Source organism: Labilibaculum euxinicum, from assembly GCF_009795715.1.
In the GTDB taxonomy this organism is placed as follows: domain Bacteria; phylum Bacteroidota; class Bacteroidia; order Bacteroidales; family Marinifilaceae; genus Labilibaculum; species Labilibaculum euxinus.
Window position 1 is genome coordinate 41,527 of the sequence record NZ_WTCR01000009.1, and the last position, 21,691, is coordinate 63,217.

Below are 21,691 nucleotides of genomic sequence, written 5' to 3' on the forward strand. Positions count from 1 at the left end.
ATACCTAGTTCAACAATTCAGAGCAACCTAAAAACCTAAATTATGAAAGCATTTTATACCCAACATCTAGTCCTTGGATTTACTAAAAATATATTGGCAATAGTTTTTCTATTTGCTGGAACTTTAAGTTATGCTCAAACAACTTATAATTTTAATGATCTAGGAGGGGCTGATTATAATCTTTGTCTTGGCACAACACCATTTACTTATCAAGATTTTAAATTTACTACTAATGGAGGTATTGATGACGGGATGGATTATTGGCCAAATTATGGAGAGAGTAGTAGTGGTGGAATTGCTCTAGTAGCTTCAAATGCAGGAGATATTACTGTTTTAATAGTGAAACGTACCGATAGTCAGTCCTTTTCATTTAAGGGAATTTGGTTATATAATGATATTGGAAATGCCTCAATTACAATTAAAGGATATTTAGGAGGTAATCCTACTGGCGATCAGGAAGCTTTTAGTATAAGTTCAGAAATAACAAAGGCTTATGATTGGGTTGTAGATGAAATAAGGATTGAAGGAGCTGATTTATGTTTTTTCTTTGATAATTTTAAATTTGAATCAGCTGTAATCAATTCCCCCCCCACTGCCACAGCACCTAGTGCACCAAGTGTAACTGAAGATGATACAAATGTTGCTTTGGCTGATGATATTCAAGTAGCAGATACCGATGGAGATGACCAGACTGTTACATTCACAATAACAGGAGGAACACTTACTATAGGAACTACAGGCATTACTTTTGGTGGCACCGGAAATGGAAATGCAAGTTTTACAGCTACAGGTACATTGGCAGCAATTAATACTGCCTTAGATGCTGCAACTTTTACTCCTACACCAAACCTAAGTGGCACGAATGCAGGAACCATTGCTTTTATTTCCAATGATGGGACTGATGATTCCAGCCCGACAAGTGTTAGCTTTGATATTACCGCAGTGAACGATGATCCAAGTGTTTCAGGTTTGCCAACAGATATAACGGTTTCTGAGGACATTGCAAGTAATGTTGATCTTTCTGCTGCCACATTAAGTGATGTTGATGCAGGATCAAACAGTATTGTATTAACTATTGAGGCATCAGCAGGAACTCTTACTGCTGGTTCAGGCGGTTCAGTCACCATTGGAGGTTCAGGTACAGCAACACTAAGCTTAACAGGTTCTGTAGCTAATATTGATACTTATTTAAATACGTCATCGAATATAAAATATACAAGTGCTTCGAATGTTAATGGAAGCGATGCCGCTACTTTAACGCTGACTGCTAATGATGGGGGCTATACAGGTAGTGGTGGAGGAACAAATGTTCCTTTAGGAACAGTTAATGTTGATATTACTGCCGTTAATGATAAGCCCACTGCTTCAAGTTTTACCACATCTACTATTTATGAAAATACTACCTATGCGTTTGTGACTGTAAATTTTGGTTATTCTGATGATGATGGTGATCCTCTTGATCATGTTAGGATTACAGCAGTTCCTGCTAATGGATCTTTATGGGTAGATGCTGATGGTAGTGGAACAATAAATGGAGCAGAATCAGCTTTATCAAATAATGGAACAGTATCGAAAGCTGATTTAGATGCAGGAAAATTAAAATATTTGAATACAAATGGTACTTCTTCAAGTTTTACTTTTGATGTGAGTGATGGAACTGATTATAGTACATCAACATATACGGCAACACTTACAGTTACGCCTGAACCAACAGTTACCTTGAGTTTGGATCCTTCTTCTTCAATCTCTGAGAATGCAGGAAGTACTTCTGTTAAAGCTACCCTTTCAAATACATTTAATAAGACTGTAAGTGTAAATTTATTAAAATCTGGTACTACATCAGGGACGGATTATTCCTTGTCTTCTACAACCATAATTATAACTACCGGAAATACTACAGGTACTGCTACAATAACCGGGGTGAATGATGATTTGGATGAAAATAATGAAACTGTAATTATTGATATTTCTTCTGTGACAAATGGTACTGAATCGGGTACACAACAGGTTACCTGTACTTTAACAGATGATGATAATACTCCAGTTGTAACAGCCTCCCAGAGTTTTAGTATTGCAGAAAATATTGCAAATTCAGGAGCAGTAGGAACAGTTCTGGCTACAGACGGTGATGCAGGAACATCTTTCTCAGCCTGGACAGAAACAGGAGGAACCGGCGCATCCATTTTTGAGATCAATGCATCAAGCGGAGCAATTACCGTAACCGATAACTCAGGTATAGATTATGAAACAACAACATCATATACATACACCGTTACTGTTTCCGATGGAATAAACACTTCAGCATCCGAGATGATTACAATCAATATTACAGATGTCAATGATGTAGCTCCGATAGTGACAGCTTCACAAACATTTAATATTGATGAAGATGCTTCAAATACAACATCAGTAGGAACAGTTTTGGCCACCGATTCAGATGCAACCGCAACAACATTTAGCAGTTGGACAATCACAGCAGGCAATACAAACAGCGTATTTGCCATCAACTCATCGACGGGTGAAATTACAGTTAATGATGCGAATGAACTGGATTACGAATCAATCACAAGTTACAGCTTGAGCATCACAGTTTCAGATGGAGTTAACGCTTCAGCAGCAGAAACTGTAACAGTTGATGTGAACGCAATAAACGACAACACTCCAGTTGTAACAGCCTCCCAGAGTTTTGGTATTGCAGAAAATATTGCAAACTCAGGAGCTGTAGGAACGGTACTTGCAACAGACGGTGATGCAGGAACATCTTTCTCAGCCTGGACAGAAACAGGAGGAACCGGCGCCTCCATCTTTGAGATCAATGCATCAAGTGGTGCAATTACCGTAACCGATAACTCAGGTATAGATTATGAAACAACAACATCATATACATACACCGTTACTGTTTCCGATGGAATAAACACTTCAGCATCCGAGACGATTACAATCAATATCACAGATGTCAATGATGTCACTCCAGTTGTAACAGCTTCCCAGAGTTTTAGCATTGCAGAAAATACCGCAAACTCAGGAGCAGTAGGAACAGTACTTGCGACAGACGGAGATGCAGGAACATCTTTCTCAGCCTGGACAGAAACAGGAGGAACCGGCGCCTCCATCTTTGAGATCAATGCATCAAGCGGAGCAATTACCGTAACCGATAACTCAGGTATAGATTATGAAACAACAACTTCATACACATACACCGTAACAGTTTCCGATGGAATAAACACTTCAGCATCCGAGACGATTACAATCAATATCACAGATGTCAATGATGTAGCTCCAGTTGTAACAGCCTCCCAGAGTTTTGGTATTGCAGAAAATATTGCAAACTCAGGAGCCGTAGGAACAGTACTTGCAACAGACGGAGATGCAGGAACATCTTTCTCAGCCTGGACAGAAACAGGAGGAACCGGCGCATCCATCTTTGAGATCAATGCATCAAGCGGAGCAATCACCGTAACCGATAACTCAGGTATAGATTATGAAACAACAACATCATACACATACACGGTAACAGTTTCTGACGGAACCAACACTTCAGCAGCAGAGACGATTGCAATCAATATCACAGATGTCAATGATGTAGCTCCAGTTGTAACAGCTTCCCAGAGTTTTAGTATTGCTGAAAATATCGCAAACTCAGGAGCCGTAGGAACAGTACTTGCAACAGACGGAGATGCAGGAACATCTTTCTCAGCCTGGACAGAAACAGGAGGAACCGGCGCATCCATTTTTGAGATCAATGCATCAAGCGGTGCCATCACCGTAACCGATAACTCAGGTATAGATTATGAAACAACAACATCATACACATACACCGTAACAGTTTCCGATGGAATAAACACTTCAACAGCAGAGACGATAACAATCAATATCACAGATGTCAATGATGTAGCTCCGATAGTGACAGCTTCACAAACATTCAATATTGATGAAGATGCTTCAAATACAACATCCGTAGGAACAGTTTTGGCCACCGATTCAGATGCAACCGCAACAACATTTAGCAGCTGGACAATCACAGCAGGCAATACAAACAGCGTATTTGCCATCAACTCATCGACGGGTGAAATTACAGTTAATGATGCGAATGAACTGGATTACGAATCAATCACAAGTTACAGCTTGAGCATCACAGTTTCAGATGGAGTTAACACTTCAGTAACAGAAACTGTAACAGTTGATGTGAACGATATTAATGATGAGATTCCAGTATTTATATCTGCATCGGCAATAAATATTGATGAGAATACTACAGATGTTATTACTTTAACAGCAACAGATGGAGATGTCGGAACAACTTTTACATTTAATAAAATTGGAGGAGCTGATCAAGCTCTATTTACTATTAATTCATCAACAGGAGCGTTAGCTTTCACCTCTGCTCCAGATTATGAAACTCCATTAGATATAAATGCTGATAATGATTATATAGTTCAGGTATCTGTTTCAGATGGATTAAATTCCAGTACTCAGACGATCACTGTTTCGGTTGATAACGTAACAGGGATAACTATTACTTCAAATGGCGGAGGAGCAACAGCCGGCATTTCAATTCCGGAAAACAGCACTTCAATAGCTGCGGTAACATCAGTAAATGAGGGAGTAGCAGTTCCTTTGTACTCATTAGTAGGAGGAGCTGATCAAGCCAAATTTAATATTCACCCAACTTCAGGAGTTTTAACTTTATTGTCTGCACCGGATTACGAATCTCCACAAGATGCAGGTGGCAACAATTCATATGAAGTTATTGTTAGAGTTACAGGAGATGGGGGAGCAACAGATGATCAAACAATTACAGTTACAATTACCGATGTCAATGATATTACTCCTGTTATTACAGCCACCCAGAGTTTTAGTATTGCTGAAAATACCGCAAACTCAGGAGCAGTAGGAACAGTTCTGGCTACAGATGGAGATGCAGGAACATCTTTCTCAGCCTGGACAGAAACAGGAGGAACCGGCGCCTCCATCTTTGAGATCAATGCATCAAGCGGAGCAATCACCGTAACCGATAACTCAGGTATAGATTATGAAACAACAACATCATACACATACACGGTAACAGTTTCAGACGGAACCAACACTTCAGCATCCGAGACGATAACCATTAATATCACAGATGTCAATGATGTTACTCCAGTTGTAACAGCCTCCCAGAGTTTTAGTATTGCTGAAAATACCGCAAACTCAGGAGCCGTAGGAACAGTACTTGCGACAGACGGAGATGCAGGAACATCTTTCTCAGCCTGGACAGAAACAGGAGGAACCGGCGCATCCATTTTTGAGATCAATGCATCAAGCGGAGCAATCACCGTAACCGATAACTCAGGTATAGATTATGAAACAACAACCTCATATACATACACTGTTACTGTTTCTGACGGAACCAACACTTCAGCATCAGAGACGATAACAATCAATATCACAGATGTCAATGATGTAGCTCCGATAGTGACAGCTTCACAAACATTCAATATTGATGAAGATGCTTCAAATACAACATCCGTAGGAACAGTTTTGGCCACCGATGGAGATGCAACCGCAACAACATTTAGCAGCTGGACAATCACAGCAGGCAATACAAACAGCGTATTTGCCATCAACTCATCGACGGGTGAAATTACAGTTAATGATGCGAATGAACTGGATTACGAATCAATCACAAGTTACAGCTTGAGCATCACAGTTTCAGATGGAGTTAACGCTTCAGCAGCAGAAACTGTAACAGTTGATGTGAACGCAATAAACGACAACACTCCAGTTGTAACAGCCTCCCAGAGTTTTGGTATTGCAGAAAATATTGCAAACTCAGGAGCCGTAGGAACAGTACTTGCAACAGACGGAGATGCAGGAACTTCCTTTAGCTCCTGGACAGAAACAGGAGGAACCGGCGCATCTATCTTTGAGATCAATGCATCAAGTGGTGCCATCACCGTAACCGATAACTCAGGTATAGATTATGAAACAACAACATCATATACATACGCCGTTACTGTTTCTGACGGAACCAACACTTCAGCATCCGAGACGATAACAATCAATATCACAGATGTCAATGATGTAGCTCCAGTTGTAACAGCCACCCAGAGTTTTAGTATTGCTGAAAATACCGCAGACTCAGGAGCCGTAGGAACAGTACTTGCGACAGACGGAGATGCAGGAACATCTTTTTCAGCCTGGACAGAAACAGGAGGAACCGGCGCCTCCATTTTTGAGATCAATGCATCAAGTGGTGCCATCACCGTAACCGATAACTCAGGTATAGATTATGAAACAACAACATCATATACATACGCCGTTACTGTTTCTGACGGAACCAACACTTCAGCATCCGAGACGATAACCATTAATATCACAGATGTCAATGATGTAGCTCCGATAGTGACAGCTTCACAAACATTCAATATTGATGAAGATGCTTCAAATACAACATCCGTAGGAACAGTTTTGGCCACCGATTCAGATGCAACCGCAACAACATTTAGCAGCTGGACAATCACAGCAGGCAATACTGACGGCATTTTTGCTGTTAATTCAACTACCGGAGAAATTACGGTAACAGATAACACGAATCTGGATTACGAGACAACAACAAGTTACTCGTTAACAGTTACTGTAAGCGATGGAACACATACCAGTTCTGAAGAAATAGTAATAATTAATATCAATGATAGTAACGAAAATGCCCCAACAGCCATTCAATTGTCAAATACTACAATTGCCGAAAATTCTGCCATTGGAACTGAAGTGGGAATATTAACTGCCAGCGACGCTGATATTGATGAGACATTCACATTTTATCTGGCAGAGAATGAGTATTTCGAATTGGATGGAGACAGGATTGTTTCGAAAGAGATATTTAATTATGAAGATTATATTAGCTATTCATTAAAAGTAACAGTTACTGATCAAGGCGGATTAAGTTATAACGATAGGTTTACCATTAATATTGAGAATCAAAACGAAACTCCGGAATTTTTATCAGAACCAATTGTTCAAGCAACAGTGGGTGATATGTATGTTTATAATATGGAGTATGAGGATGTTGATGAGGATGGATGTATAATATCAGTTATTGAAAAACCAGATTGGTTAAGTGTGGAGGATCATGGAAATGGATCTTGTACATTAAGCGGAATACCGACTGAAATAGGTAATTTTAATGTAATACTAGAAGCTTCAGATGATGAATTTTCGGTAAAACAAGAATTTGAAATTACTGTTGAAACAGTTACAGGAATTGATGATGTTCCAAAAAAACTAAGCGTTCGGGTTTATCCAAATCCTGTTATTCATGAATTGCATATCGATCTATCTGATTTTAGAAATGATGAGACTACAATTTCATTGTTCAGTATGACAGGAAGCTTGATATTTAAGGAAGAGCATAAAAATATAGGTGGAGAAGTAAGAATTATTAAATCAGTTGAGCAATTACGAAGCGGCGCTTATTTTTTGGTTATTGAATCGGAAGGATACCGAAAAAGCTACAAGATTGTTAAGCAATAAAGAAGTACATTTTTTATAGCAGTTAGCCAAAGTCATCATTGCGATGATTTTGGTTTTCTTGTTCTAAGCTGGTTAAGTTCTAATAAATTAACATAGTAGAAATAGGGGATGAGTGAAAAATATCTTAATTTCGTAACCTTAAAGACAATATTCTGACTAATAGAAGTTTAGATTATTGATGGAAAAATCAGCGAATAAAGATTCGCAACTGGTTACTAATTATTTACATACATTATGGAGAAAGACATTTTAGAAATCTTAAAATCATATGATCTTAAGATTAGCGATGCAGAAGTAAAAGCAAATGTCAAATCAATTTTGGACAGAGACTATGAAACTTTGTACACAATTGAGAATCTGAAGAAGAATTTTTCTTTTATAGATTTAACGACACTGAACTCTACAGACACGCACGCAAAGGCTAAAAGTTTTGCTGACAATGTAAATAACTTCCAGAATGATTTTGACATGCCAAATGTGGCAGCTATTTGCGTATATCCGTATCAGGTGTCAACATTGAATGAAAACTTAAAAGCTGAGGGCGTTAGAATTGCTTCTGTAGCAGGTGTTTTCCCATCTTCTCAATCATTTATAGAAGTTAAAGCATTGGAGTGTAAAATGGCTGTTGAAAAAGGAGCTGACGATATTGATATCGTGATATCGATTGGAGCTTTTTTAGAAGGGCATTATCAAACGGTGTTTGATGAAATTACAATTCAGAAAAAAGCTTGTGGTAAGGCACATTTAAAAGTTATACTGGAAACAGGAGAACTTAAAACGGCAGAAAATATTCGTACTGCATCTATTATTGCAATGGAAGCTGGTGCTGATTTCATTAAAACGTCCACTGGTAAGGTGGCAGTGAATGCAACTTTAGAAGCTGCTTATGTCATGACTCAGGCAATTAAAGAGTATTTTAACAGGACAGGAAAGATGATTGGTTTTAAACCTGCAGGAGGAATATCTACAGCTAAGGATGCCATTGAATTTTATGCGGTTTCAAAAAATAATTTAGGAGAGGAATGGTTAAATAACAAATGGTCAAGAATAGGAGCATCCAGTTTGGCAAATGCATTATTAACGGAGATTCATAAACTGGAAACCGGTGATCCAAAAGAAATAAAGTATTTTTAAAATGCTTATTTATTAACTTATAAGTCGGATTATTTCCGACTTTTTTTATTTACTTGCAATAAATTTATTTAACATCACCATTTAAATGTTTATTTGTACATGTACAATGAATCCAATGATCCTTTGAAAATAAGAGTTCAAGAGCTGGAAAATGAAATTAAACGATTGCGTGAGCTAATTCCTCAGGAATATATTACAGAGGAACACAATCAATCTAAATCTTTAATTAATAGTAAAGATGCAGTTTCGGTAATTGATACAAATTTCACTTTAATTGAGGTGAATGAAAAACTTTTAAAAGGAGCAGATTTAAAACGATCTGAATTAATTGGTACGAAATGCTATAATATTTTTTATGGGTTAGATAAACCTTGTGAAGAATGTGTTGTTCCGCAGATTCTGGAAAGTCGGGAGCCAAATAGTTTTTTAAAGTCAAATTTGGAAAATAATAAGATTCGATTTGAAGAAAAATATCTTTCACCGATTTTAAATAAAAAAGGAAATGTTGAAAGAATTATTATTCAAAGTAAAGACATTTCCAGTTACTATCACCTGGTAGATCGAATAGGACAGAGAGAAGAATTCTACAAAAAAATCTTTGAATCCGCAGGAGATGCTTTCCTAGTTCATGATGGAAAAGGAAATTTAATCGAATTTAGCTCGCGTTTAAGTGAATTATTGGAGTATACTGAAGAAGAACTGAGTCAATTAAATATCAATAATATTGATGATGCCAGTTGCTCGATGGATTTAGATCGTCGTATTAAAGAGATGGAGGCAAGTGGTTTTGCGTTATTTGAGACTTGCTTAATTAGTAAATCAGGCAAAAGAATTGCAGTTGAAGTAAGTGCAAATCTCATCCGTTTTTCGAATACAAATATTTATTTTGTAGCCATTAGAAATATCGAAAAAAGAAAAATTGCGGAAAATAAGTTGCAGGAGAGTGAGGAGCGTTTCCGGACTTTAGTAGAGAATGCCACAGACTTAATTATGCGGTTTGATGTAAATCACAAACATATATTTGTGAATTCGGCTTCTTTGCAGATATTAAAAATTAAACCAGAGAAATTTATTGGAAAAACGCATCAGGAAATGGGCTTTCCAAAAGATAAATGTGATTTTTGGGAACAGGGAATAGATATTGCTTTTAAAACAAAGAAGCTGCATTGTGTTGATTTTAGCATTGTTGTTGAAGGTAAAGTTCTTCATTTTGAATGGCAATTAATTCCTGAATTTAATAGGGCAGGAGAGTGCGAAACATTAATGGCAATAGCTCGTGATATAACGACAAGAAAACGAAGCGAAGAGGCTTTAAGTGAAGCTGTTAAGGCAAAGGATAAGTTTTTCTCAATTATCGCACATGATTTAAAGAATCCATTTAATGCCTTACTGCCGATAGCTAAAAATCTGCATCAAAATTGCAGGAAAATGTCAAAGGATCAGATATTTGAAGCTTCTTCAATTATTCATTCAGCAGCTAATTTGGAGTACAATTTATTGAATAACCTCCTCGAGTGGGCCAGATCTCAAATGGGAAAAATAAAACATGACCCCAAACAAATTGATTTATCAAAATTGATGGAGTCAAATATTCAACTTCATCAAACCAAAGCCGATCGGAAAAATATATTTGTAAGGGTAATTAAAGGAGCAAATACTATGGCTTTCGCCGATGAATACATGCTTGATACAGTTATCCGAAATTTATACTCGAATGCCATAAAATTTACCAGACCCGGTGGCAATATTCAAGTTCGAATTGCACAGAGCGAGTCTAAATCAATTATTTCTATTGAAGATGATGGATTAGGAATTAGCGAAGAGAATCAGAAAAGATTGTTTCGGATTGATACAAATTATACCAGAGTTGGAACCTGTGAAGAATCCGGAACAGGCTTAGGATTAATACTTTGTCAAGAGTTTGTTGCTCTGAATAATGGTTCAATATCGATTGAAAGTACACCGGAAAAAGGGAGTGTTTTTACCGTTCAGTTGCCAATAAACCAGCAAGCCTAAACGTTTCTGTTAATTGTGTAATCCACTATGTTGATTAAAGCTTCTCTCGCTTCCGATGAAGGAAATTCATTTAAAATATTCAATGATTTTTGTTTGAATTCAAACATTTTATCCCGGGTGTAATCAAGGCCTCCCTTTTCTTTTACGAAAGAGATTAGTTCGTTCACTTTTTCAGAGTTTTTATTGTGTTTGCGAATTATCGTCAGAGCCCAGCGACGTTCTTTTTCAGAAACCCCTCTTAAAACATAAATCAAGGGAAGGGTTAACTTTTTTTCTTTGATATCATTGCCAGTCGGTTTTCCAATACTTCCTTGTTTCTCGTAATCAAACAAATCATCTTTTATTTGAAAAGCAATTCCGAGGTATTCTCCGAATTTTTTAAGTTTTTGCTGATCAGCATCATTTGCTTTAGCAGAAATAGCTCCAAGCAGAGTACATGTAGCCATTAAACTGGCTGTTTTTTTATAGATTATATCAAAATAAATCTCTTCTGTAATGTTTAATTTTCTTGATTTTTCCAACTGAAGTAATTCCCCCTCGCTCATTTCTCTCACAGCTTCCGAAAGAACCTTTAGCTGTTCAAATTCATTGTTGTCAAGAGCAATCAAAAGGCCTTTCGATAGAAGAAAATCTCCAACCAATACGGCAGCTTTGGTTTTCCACAAAGCATTAATTGAAAAAAAGCCTCTTCTTTCGTAAGCTTCATCAACAACATCATCGTGTATTAATGTGGCCGTGTGCAGCAGTTGAGTAAGTGCAGCCGCAATATAGGTAGAATTGCTAATTTCACCGGTAATTTTAGCACTTAAAAAAACAAGAATAGGTCTTATTTCTTTCCCCTTACGTTTGATAATGTAGCGGTTAATGATGTCTAGTAAACGGATCTTTGTCTTCATTGAATCCTTAAAAAAGGACTCGAATTTCTCCATTTCTTGTTTTATCGGAGCTTTTATATCGTTGATACTGGTTTTCTTCAAATTCATAGCAACCAAAGTTAATAATTTATCTTTCTCGTAAAACCGTTCCTAATTCAAATAATCGGATTTAAAACTCTAGTATTTATTAAGACTTTAATTAAATTATATACAAAACGAGAAATTTAACTATTTCAATATGTATAATATAGCCTATTTAAGAATATATTCATATATTTGTATTTGATACTTTACGTGAATAATAGTTGTGTATGAAAATTAAAGAATTAGAACCTGCAAAGCTAGAGCAAGCGGCTAACATGCTTAAAGCAATTGCTCATCCAATGAGAATTGCAATTTTAGGATATCTGGAGGATGGAAAGAAGCTTACAGTGACTGAAATTCATGAATTATTAAAAATTGAGCAATCAACAACTTCTCATCATTTGGGAATTTTAAAAGATAAAGGCGTTCTTTCTTCAAAAAGAGAAGGAAAGAATACATATTATTATTTAAAACACTGCAGTCTTAGTAACATTGTTGATTGTATCAGCAATTGTACTCATGGATAAGAAATTCAAGAACCAGTTTAGTGCTGGTTTTTTTATACAATGTAAGTAAATGGCAAAAGTAAGATTAACCAAAGAGTTTCATTTCGAAATGGCTCATGCCTTATGGAACTACGATGGACTTTGTAAAAATATTCATGGTCATTCCTATATTTTATTTGTTACAGTAATTGGCGAACCAATAACCGATCCAAATAATTCGAAATTGGGAATGGTAATGGATTTTGGAGATTTGAAAAATATTGTTAATGAAGAAATTGTTGACCAGTTGGATCATTCCGTTGTTTTGAGTAAGGCAACTCCAAATCTGGAGCAATTGAATATTGAACAAATGTTTGAGCGTTTTTTTATTACAGATTATCAGCCAACTTGTGAAAACATGATTGTTGATTTTGCTGAAAAAATAAAAATGCGTTTGCCTTTGGATGTGAAACTGCACTCACTAAAATTACACGAAACAGCCACATCGTTTGCTGAGTGGTATGCAGAAGACAATTAAGCTGAAATAAAATTTACAATTGATAAGCCTGGAAAAAATGCCAGGCTTTTTTGTGTTTATAAAACAAGAAGAGAACTGAGAATAATAGTCTTGAAAATTGTTACAAAGCGATTATCTTGTACTTTTGTTTCAATACAATTTATATTTAGAATCTTATGAACTCAGCAAATACCAACTCGGGCAAAAAACTATTTTTATTAGATGCTTTTGCCTTGATATACCGATCATATTACGCATTTATTAAAAATCCAAGATTTACTTCAACCGGAATTAATTCTTCGGCCATGCTTGGATTTACCAATACATTATTGGAAGTGCTTGAAAAAGAAAAGCCATCGCACATTGCTGTCGTTTTTGATCCGGTAGGACCAACTTTTCGTCATGATATGTTTAAGGATTACAAAGCACAGCGTCCTCCAATGCCCGAAGACTTAAGAAAATCGATCCCTTATATCAAGTCAATTATCCAGGGTTTTAATATTCCTGAATTTGACGTAGAAGGATACGAGGCTGACGATGTGATTGGAACCTTGGCTAAAAAGGCTGAAAAAAAAGGCTATACGGTTTATATGATGACTCCCGATAAGGATTATGCACAATTGGTGAGTGAGAATATTTTCATGTTTAAGCCTAAAAGCAATGGGAAAGAGGTTGAGGTTTGGGGTGTTCCTGAAATTAAAGAAAAGTTTGGCGTAGAACATCCCGATCAAATTGTTGATTATTTAGGTTTGATGGGAGACGCAGCGGACAATATTCCGGGTTGTCCGGGAATTGGTCCGAAAACGGCTCAAAAATTAATAGAGCTTTATAAGGACATCGATGGTTTGTATCAGAATACCGATAAGCTAAAAGGAAAACAAAAAGAAAAAATTATTGAATCGGAAGAACAAGTTCGATTTTCAAAAGTGCTGGCAAAAATATCACTCGATGCCCCCATAGATTTTGATGAAGATAATTTTAAACTGATAGATTATAATGAAGAGGCATTGAGAGCCGTCTTTAAGGAGTTGGAGTTTTTTACCTTGGCAGAACGGGTTTTTAAAAATCAGGGGAATCTTTTTGCCAATGAGAGTCAAAAATTTACGGACAAGGATACAGTAGAAGTTAAGGACGTGATTCTAAGAGATATAAATGGATTGGGTTGTGATTTTTTTGTGCTTGATAATCAGGCTGTAAGAGCCGATTTAAAAGCTGAATTGTGTGTTCAGAAAGAGTACTCTTTTAGAACAATTTTGTCCGGTTCCGACCCAAATACATCAAATCTTCTTGGATTGACTTTTTCGTATCGAAAAGACAAAGCCTTTTTTGTTCCTTTTCCTCAAAATTTCGAAGAAGCAAAAAAAGTGGCTCAAGAGTTTAAATTTATTTTCGAAGATGAAAACATTTTAAAAATTGGTCACGATATCAAACGTGATATTTTGATTTTGCGTTGGCATGGAATTGATGTAAAAGGGCCGATTTTCGACACTATGATTTCTCACTACTTAATTCAACCCGAATTAAAACATGATTTCGCATTTGTTGCTTACTCTATTTTAAATTATCAGACAATTTCCAAAGAGGATAAGTCGAAAGGAAAAAAAGCTCAATTGAGTTTGATGTTGGAGCCAGAGGTGATTGAACATGAATCTTATTGTGAGGAAACAGTTCTAAACCTTGAATTGAAAGAAGAATTTGAAGGTCGTATGAAAGATAACGAACTACTTGATTTGTTCTACAATATTGAAATGCCTTTGGTAAGCATTTTAGCAGATATGGAGTTCACAGGAGTTAGTATTGATGTACAAACTCTAAAAGACTACGCTCTTGTTCTGAATGAGGAGGTAGATGGTATCGAAAAAGACATCAAAGAAATGGCCGAGGTCGATTTTAATGTGGCTTCGCCTAAGCAACTGGGCGATGTTTTGTTTGATAAAATGGGGCTCGACAGTAAAGCTAAAAGAACCAAATCGGGTCAGTATTCAACATCCGAAGATGTTCTTTCTAAATTGAAGGATAAGCATGAAATTATTCAAAAAATATTGGATTTTAGATCGCTGAAAAAATTGATTTCCACCTATGTTGAGGCACTTCCAACTTACATTAACGAAAAATCAGGGAAAATACATACATCTTTTAATCAGGCCGAAGCTGCAACAGGAAGGTTAAGTTCAACCAACCCTAACCTGCAGAATATTCCAATTCGTACCGAGCAGGGCAGATACATCCGCAAAGCATTTGTCCCTTCATCCGAAAATCACACTTTCCTTTCAGCTGATTATTCGCAGGTGGAATTGCGGTTAATGGCTCACATGAGTCAGGATCAGAACATGATAGATGCTTTTATCAATTCCGAAGATTTTCATACAGCTACGGCGGCAAAAATTTACAAGCTTCCACTCGAGGAGGTGAGCAAGGATATGCGAAGCAGAGCTAAAACTGCCAATTTTGGAATTATTTATGGAATTTCGGCCTGGGGACTTGCCGAACGGTTGAGTATTAGCCGAACAGAAGGAAAAGAGTTGATTACAGGCTATTTTGAATCTTATCCGGGAGTTAAGTTGTTTATGGATCAATGTGTGGAGAAAGCCCGTGAAAATGAGTTTGTAGTTACTTTACTGTCCCGCCGAAGATATTTAAAAGATATTAATTCCAGCAACGCAATAGTCCGGGGTGTAGCAGAACGAAATGCGGTTAATGCTCCCATTCAGGGATCAGCGGCAGATGTAATCAAAATTGCGATGATCAACATCACCAAAAGAATGAAACGGGAGGGGATGCAATCTAAATTGATTCTTCAGGTGCACGATGAATTGAACTTTGATTGTTTGTTGTCTGAATTGGATCAAATGAAGTTGATTTTAAAAGAAGAAATGGAAAATGCCATTCAGCTTTCCGTTCCGCTTACCGTAGATATGGGAGTTGGAGAGAACTGGTTGGAAGCGCATTAATAAAAATATCAGAAACTAAAAAAAGCTCATTCTTGCAAAAGAATGAGCTTTTTTGTTACAAAATCCCCTGCTTTTCCAGTTTTTTTTCAATTAAAATACCGGCAACAAACCTCAATAGCATAGATAGGAGATAAATAATGATTCCATAAAATGTGGGTATCATCGAAACTTTTATTCCGCCATAAATCACACTTGGTGAAATACTACCCACTTGTTCTAAAACCGAAAACATATTGAATAATCCAAGTAACTGCCCAAATATGCCAATTATCATGGCAAATAAACCGATTGATTGTCCATACCCTACTTTTTGAATTGCTTTTTCCAGTGTTGTATTATTGGAAAATAGAGCACCAATTAAATGATAAGCAATCCACGATACCATAACAATAAGAAGTATACTAAGTATCCCCATAAAGAGTGCACCACCCATAAAAAACATTTCTTTCATAATTTTTACTTTTAAAAGATTAATACTAATACCTTCAAAGTAATGTGATCAGCGGTTTTAAGGCAAGGTCAAATACGGTTCTAAACGTGTTGTTTATCTACATTGTTTAGGTATTTTTAATTTCTAAGCTAAATTAGCCGAAAATATATTAAATCTGTCTGCAAATCTGTAATCTAACATATATTGAGATAATAGGAAGTTTTGTAGGCTGTAATTGAGAACTTAACTGAAAAAGAATGATTAAAAAATCGTCAAATCCATACTATCATATTTTTTACTGGATTTTTGTTCTTCTTATTTTAACCTTGGTTTTTGGATTTTCATGGGGAAATAATGCAGCAGCATTTTTCTTTATAAGTATGCTTTTACCAATTGTTCTGGGCACCTCTTATTTCTTTAACTATTTTCTGGTTCCACGATATTATATGCAAAAGAAATATGTTCGGTTTGGCTTATATTCTTTTTACACGGCAGTAATATCGATGTATCTCGAAACAATAGTACTAATGTTCTCTTTTATATATCTTGCAAATTTTAACTTTAAAAACCTTGGTCCAAATGCCTCAAATACATTTCTATTGGCTGCACTTCTTTATTTGATGGTCTTTATTGGTTCTTTTTTGTTAATGAGTCAGCAGATTAGGGAAAATCAGCAAATTATTCGGGAGTTTATGCTTGAAAAAGAAAAGTTAAAACAAGCCTGCCTGGAGATTGTATCCAATCGAAAAACAATTAAAATTAAGTATACAAATATTAAATATATTGAGAGTTTATCTAACTATGTAAATATTCATACCGATACAGAGGAAATAAAAACGAAAGAAAAAATCAGTAATTTGGAAGGTAGGTTACCTGGGAGTTTTTTACGGATTCATCGTTCTTTTATCATTAATAAAGATAGACTTAAGAGTTTTTCTTACGATCAGGTTTTAGTAGATGACATCCAATTAAATATCGGACGAACTTATCGAAAACAAGTTAAAGAATCCTTAGGAGGACAATAAATATTTATACCAATTTAATACCAAAATCCTGCTTAAAATATCAGCTTGTCATACTCTGACTATATACAGGCCGTTCTTGTCAGGGTATGACTTGATTCTAGGTGCACTATTTTATAAGATCAATTTTGATGTTAATTTGGTAGCAATGTCGTGCAAAGAAAAAGCTCATTCTTTCAATGAAAAGAATGAGCTTTTTTGATATCAATTTAAAAGTAATCTTTTTACTTATTTAAAGCATGCAAACCGATACTTCCATCTAAAATACCCAGGTATTCATTTTTATCTTGAAGCACTTCAATGGCTTTTAAAAGAGTTTTATCTTCTTTTAAACTGTATTCGATACCACCATTTTGGTAGTAATATCTCTTAATAATTTCATGTGCCAGCAAGTCGCTGATTTCATCTTTAAATCGTGTTAAATCGCGATCTAGGTTGGGAGTTAACTTTGCCGTAAGAGCATCAAACTCATTGGTTGATATATCAAAGTACTTTTCTTCTTTAGCTGACTTTTTAAGAGCATCCAGAATTTCAGTACTTTCCGATTCGTAAACAAACTTCTGTTCTTTAATGTATTTGGAGAATTTTTCAAATTCCTGATCCGAAATTTTAAATTCTTTCGCGCCCGCTATTTTATCATGGCTGTTTGCATACAAAGTTGCGTAATCAAAAACCAGAAAGTGACGAATCAGGTTAATGCTTAAGCTACTGTATCTTTCCGATTCAATCTTCAAATCCGGAAGAACACCACCGCCATCATAAACAGACCGCCCATTTTTAGTGTGAAATTCTGTAATTAAAGAATCAGCAATTTTTCCTACACTTCCATCTTCGTTTCTATGGCTGTAATCGAGTGCCTGAATGCATCTTCCGCTAGGAATGTAATACTTCGCTGTAGTCACCTTTAATTTGGCGTTGTAGGTCAAATTTCTTGTCGTCTGAACCAATCCTTTACCAAATGTTCTTTCTCCGATTATAATACCTCTGTCGAGATCCTGAATGGCACCTGAAACAATTTCCGACGCCGACGCTGATCCTCTGTTTACCAATACCGCAATTGGAATTTTGGCATCAAAAGGTGTTTTTGTGGCTGTGTAAGACTTATCCCATTGCGACACTTTTCCTTTGGTGCTAACAATATCTTCACCTTTGTCCACAAACAGGTTCACAATTTCAATTGCCTGATCCAATAAACCTCCCGGGTTACCTCTCAAATCGAGAACAATAGATTTTGCATTTTGTTCTTTAAGCTCTTTTAAAGCAGCTTTAATTTCCCCTGAAGCTTTATCTGTAAATTGATTTAAAAGAATATATCCAATTGAATCAGAAACCATTCCGTAGTAGGGAACTGATTTTAATTGGATGTTTTCACGCACCAATTTCTTCTCCATTGTTTTATCAACACCAGGTCGCTTTATTTTAATTGTAAGAGGAACATTCGGTTGTCCTTTTAACAGACTGCTTACATCGTCAGTACTCTTTTTTGATACCGGTGTACCATTAATTTCAAGCAATACATCACCTGCTTTTAAACCAGCCTTAAAAGCTGGAAATCCCTCGTAAGGTTCTGCAATAATTACTTCATCCTTGTGTTTGCTGATTAATGAACCAATACCGGCATATTCGCCTGTAGTCATTAATTTAAAGTCTTCAATTTCTGATTCAGAAATGTAAGTTGTGTAAGGATCAAGAGTACTTAACATGGCGTCCATACTTTTTTTCACCAAGTCACCCGGATCAATTTCATCTACATAAAACAGATTCAATTCTCTAAATAAAGTATAGTAAATGTTTAAATTTTTGCTAATCTCAAAATTTCTCTCATCTCTGTTAAACCCCCAGAAAGCTGCACTGCAAAACAGTAACACAGCAAGTAACCAGATGGCTCCCGATTTTTTTCGAAGCTTCATATGTTTTTGTTTAAATTGATACTTAAAATAACTCTCCCCGCAGCCTAGCTTTTGCTATCCCTAACGCACGAATTTACAAATTAGAAGAAATAAAATAATATGTAGGTTAAAACAAATATAATTATTCCCTTTTTAAAATAATTGACTTTAACATTTGTTAACCCTACGGCACTTGAATTCAGTAAGAAAAGGGAAATAATAAATGGACTAAGATCTGTATACGCCAGATTATTAAGAATAGTTCTAAATACCTGGTTTTGAATTTGTTTTTTTGTAAAAAAAAAATGTCTAAGGTACAGGATCGTGGCCATGTCCGCCCCAGGGATTGCATGAAAATATTCTTATTACAGCAAGATAAGTGCCTTTAAAAGGGCCGTGCTTTTTAAGAGCCTGAATGGCATATGTTGAACAGGTAGGATGATACCTGCAGGCAGAAGGGGTAAGGGGTGAAATTGCGTATTGATAAAACCTAATCGGAAGTATCATGATGAACAGAATCACTTTTTTCAGAAAGTTGAGAATGCTTTTCATATTCTTTTGGTAATCTTTTAAGGGCTTTAATCAACTTGTCTTCCATTTCGGAAGTTGTAAGAATTGTTTTAGGCAGATAAACGAGCATAAAAGCAATGTTGATATTGATGGACTCGAGTTCACGATATAGTTCTCCCTTATTGAGGCGGTAAATTTCACGAATTCTTCTTTTCAACAAGTTTCGGGTAACTGCCTTTTTAAAACTTCGTTTAGATACTGTTATGGCTACCTGTGCCGGAAATTCCGAATTAAGTTTCGCTTCTTTCCATACAACACGAAAAGGGTAACAAATAAATCCTTTTCCCTCAGAAAAAAGTTTTCCAATAAGGATTTTATGAGTCAGTCTTTCCGCCTTTTTAAATGTGAAGCGATTCATATCTACCATATATTACAAAAATCGACAAAAAAAGGGGAAATTATTCCCCTTTTTTTGTTTGATTGAATTTTTTAGAGATAATATCTATTTATTCTCCTTATTAAATTTCTTAATGAACTGATCAAGAGCCATCGTCATAGATGGTGCCTGTGGCATCGGAGCCTGAATATCAAGTCTTAGGTTATTTGATGTAACAGCATCAGATGTAGAAGGTCCAAATGCAGCAATAAGTGTATTGTTTTGTTTAAAATCAGGGAAATTTTGGAGCAAAGATGCAATTCCTGAAGGACTGAAAAAGGCTAATACATCATAATTCACATTTGCTAAATCCGACAAATCACTGCTTACAGTTCGGTATAGAACAGCTTTGGAATATTTGATTTTGCTTTTAGTAAGCAATTCAGGAATGGATTGTTTATGAATGTCCGAAAGAGGAACTAAAAATGTTTCTCCTTTGTGCTTCAAAATAATTTCCATTAAATCCTCAAATCGTTTTTCTCCAAAAAAGATTTTTCTTTTGCGGTAAACAATGTATTTTTGAAGATAAAAAGCCGTTGATTCTGAGATACAGAAGTATTTCATCTCATCGGGCACAGTAATTCTAAGTTCCTGACAAATTCTAAAGAAGTGATCAATTGCTGTACGACTAGTAAATATTACAGCTGTGTGATCCAATACATTGATTCTTTCTTGTCTAAACTCCTTGGCTGAAATTCCTTCAACTTGAATAAAAGGTCGAAAATCAATTTTTAAATTATATTTTTCGGCCAAATCAAAATACGGGGACTTTTCAGTTTGTGGTTTTGGTTGCGAAACCAGTATCGTCTTGATTTTCAAAATAGTAGAGTTTAGTTCGACAATTTATTAACCGACCTATACCAATAGATACAACAGTTTGTAAATCATTAGCAAGGGCAAAATTTCCAGTGCACAAAGGTACAAAATCATATAAAATATTGACACATGTTGGCGAAATAATATTTTTAAACCTCTGGATAGTCGGAATACATAAAAAATCAGAGTTAAAATTAGACCCGAATTTAATAGCATTGGTACAGAGTGTTGTGCTATAAATGGCGCACTAATAGTGATGGGCAAGAGGATTACCCCTAAATTTTTATTGTAAATAGATACTGTGTGTAAATATTCTTTACTTTCCTTAATCCCGTTAAAAATATATCCAATAAATCTGATGAAGATGAATTTGACATTGTATAAAGCCACTAATCCGACAAAACAATAGAGGAAAAAAACAATATTGTTGTGCTCATGGTTCAGCGAAAGGATGTAAACAAGATACTGTACGATAAACAGGGTGAAATTCACATAAAAAAGGAGGTTTAAGAAAATTGAACCTCTTAAGTTTCTCATATTTTTTTCCAACAAAAGGTTGGACGAAGTTTGGTGGTTGATTGTTGAATCGAATACCCGGAGCAGGAATTTGCTAAATGAAAATCTTACGATTGCCATTAAAATCAATGCAAATAGAAGCACACCAGCCATCCAGTCGCTTTTATGAGAAGCAATTAGAACTCCTTTCTCACGGACTACTTGTACAGTGGAATCTTTTTCAGTTATTGGGATGCTGTCTGAAATCAGTAAAGAATCAATTGGGATTCTGATTCCTGGATTAGTGAATGGAACAGAATCTGCTGCTGTTCCTGTTTGTTTTGCTGATACTTGGTGTGCGGGAAGAAAAATAATGGAATCCTTTAATTCATTGCCTGATTGGATCAATGAATCATTTAAAGGAATCTTGTTCACAAGTAAAAGGTGTGAATTATTTTGCGACATACTATATCAGGAACTTATTTGATTGATTTTTACAAAGATAATTTTATTTTTCGT

Annotated in this window: 15 protein-coding genes; 8 read left to right on the plus strand and 7 right to left on the minus strand. The window is 35.9% G+C overall.

Translation table 11 applies throughout. The features are described from left to right. Window positions 1–42 precede the first annotated feature (42 nt). The 3 genes from GQR60_RS12855 (at window position 43) to GQR60_RS12865 (ending at window position 10,662) form a co-directional block, all read left to right on the plus strand. Window positions 43–7,512, plus strand: a complete 7,470-nt coding sequence (locus GQR60_RS12855; protein ID WP_124993321.1) for a cadherin domain-containing protein — start codon at window positions 43–45, stop codon at window positions 7,510–7,512. A 234-nt stretch (window positions 7,513–7,746) separates the two neighbouring features. Beyond that, entirely contained in the window at window positions 7,747–8,646 is a 900-nt protein-coding gene (deoC, locus tag GQR60_RS12860; protein WP_124993322.1) for a deoxyribose-phosphate aldolase, read from the plus strand. A gap of 99 nt (window positions 8,647–8,745) precedes the next feature. Then, window positions 8,746–10,662 (plus strand): PAS domain-containing protein, encoded by a 1,917-nt coding sequence (locus tag GQR60_RS12865; RefSeq protein WP_124993323.1) that lies wholly within the window; start codon window positions 8,746–8,748, stop codon window positions 10,660–10,662. On the opposite strand, the gene GQR60_RS12870 is transcribed toward GQR60_RS12865, so the two are convergent. Beyond that, complete coding sequence (locus GQR60_RS12870) at window positions 10,659–11,645, minus strand: polyprenyl synthetase family protein (RefSeq protein WP_124993324.1); 987 nt, start codon at window positions 11,643–11,645, stop codon at window positions 10,659–10,661. The two genes, GQR60_RS12865 and GQR60_RS12870, sit on opposite strands and share 4 nt — an antisense overlap. A gap of 203 nt (window positions 11,646–11,848) precedes the next feature. On the opposite strand from GQR60_RS12870, the gene GQR60_RS12875 reads away from it, so the two are divergent. The 3 genes from GQR60_RS12875 (at window position 11,849) to polA (ending at window position 15,574) form a co-directional block, all read left to right on the plus strand. Further along, on the plus strand, window positions 11,849–12,148 hold the full coding sequence (locus tag GQR60_RS12875) for an ArsR/SmtB family transcription factor (protein ID WP_101311803.1): 300 nt from the start codon (window positions 11,849–11,851) through the stop codon (window positions 12,146–12,148). Between the two features lie 49 nt (window positions 12,149–12,197). Next, a complete protein-coding gene (locus GQR60_RS12880) occupies window positions 12,198–12,644 on the plus strand; it encodes a 6-pyruvoyl trahydropterin synthase family protein (protein ID WP_124993325.1) in 447 nt (148 codons plus the stop codon). A gap of 155 nt (window positions 12,645–12,799) precedes the next feature. Beyond that, on the plus strand, window positions 12,800–15,574 hold the full coding sequence (gene polA / locus GQR60_RS12885; RefSeq protein ID WP_124993326.1) for a DNA polymerase I: 2,775 nt from the start codon (window positions 12,800–12,802) through the stop codon (window positions 15,572–15,574). A 55-nt stretch (window positions 15,575–15,629) separates the two neighbouring features. Here polA and GQR60_RS12890 read toward each other — a convergent pair whose 3' ends face one another. Further along, a complete protein-coding gene (locus tag GQR60_RS12890) occupies window positions 15,630–16,025 on the minus strand; it encodes a MotA/TolQ/ExbB proton channel family protein (protein ID WP_124993327.1) in 396 nt (131 codons plus the stop codon). A 236-nt stretch (window positions 16,026–16,261) separates the two neighbouring features. Here GQR60_RS12890 and GQR60_RS12895 point away from each other — a divergent pair, with 236 nt between their 5' ends. After that, window positions 16,262–17,029 carry a LytR/AlgR family response regulator transcription factor gene (locus GQR60_RS12895; protein WP_124993328.1) on the plus strand — a complete coding sequence of 256 codons (768 nt, stop codon included), beginning with the start codon at window positions 16,262–16,264 and terminating at the stop codon, window positions 17,027–17,029. A gap of 221 nt (window positions 17,030–17,250) precedes the next feature. On the opposite strand, the gene GQR60_RS12900 is transcribed toward GQR60_RS12895, so the two are convergent. The 5 genes from GQR60_RS12900 to GQR60_RS20410 all read right to left on the minus strand — a co-directional run bounded on the left by GQR60_RS12900 (window position 17,251) and on the right by GQR60_RS20410 (window position 21,346). Further along, window positions 17,251–18,936 carry a S41 family peptidase gene (locus GQR60_RS12900; RefSeq protein ID WP_124993329.1) on the minus strand — a complete coding sequence of 562 codons (1,686 nt, stop codon included), beginning with the start codon at window positions 18,934–18,936 and terminating at the stop codon, window positions 17,251–17,253. A 288-nt stretch (window positions 18,937–19,224) separates the two neighbouring features. Continuing rightward, window positions 19,225–19,422: a membrane protein insertion efficiency factor YidD gene (yidD, locus tag GQR60_RS12905; protein ID WP_262885275.1), complete on the minus strand. Its 198-nt coding sequence runs from the start codon at window positions 19,420–19,422 to the stop codon at window positions 19,225–19,227. After that, the gene (gene rnpA, locus GQR60_RS12910; RefSeq protein ID WP_101311683.1) at window positions 19,406–19,843 is read right to left on the minus strand and encodes a ribonuclease P protein component; all 438 of its coding nucleotides are present in this window, start codon (window positions 19,841–19,843) and stop codon (window positions 19,406–19,408) included. Before rnpA ends, yidD begins: the two co-directional genes overlap by 17 nt. Window positions 19,844–19,927: 84 nt before the next feature. Further along, window positions 19,928–20,680 carry a uroporphyrinogen-III synthase gene (locus tag GQR60_RS12915; RefSeq protein WP_124993331.1) on the minus strand — a complete coding sequence of 251 codons (753 nt, stop codon included), beginning with the start codon at window positions 20,678–20,680 and terminating at the stop codon, window positions 19,928–19,930. Window positions 20,681–20,716: 36 nt separating this feature from the next. Then, window positions 20,717–21,346 (minus strand): DUF4271 domain-containing protein, encoded by a 630-nt coding sequence (locus GQR60_RS20410; protein ID WP_225441420.1) that lies wholly within the window; start codon window positions 21,344–21,346, stop codon window positions 20,717–20,719. Between the two features lie 55 nt (window positions 21,347–21,401). On the opposite strand from GQR60_RS20410, the gene GQR60_RS20125 reads away from it, so the two are divergent. Then, window positions 21,402–21,659 carry a hypothetical protein gene (locus GQR60_RS20125; protein ID WP_225441422.1) on the plus strand — a complete coding sequence of 86 codons (258 nt, stop codon included), beginning with the start codon at window positions 21,402–21,404 and terminating at the stop codon, window positions 21,657–21,659. Window positions 21,660–21,691 lie beyond the last annotated feature (32 nt).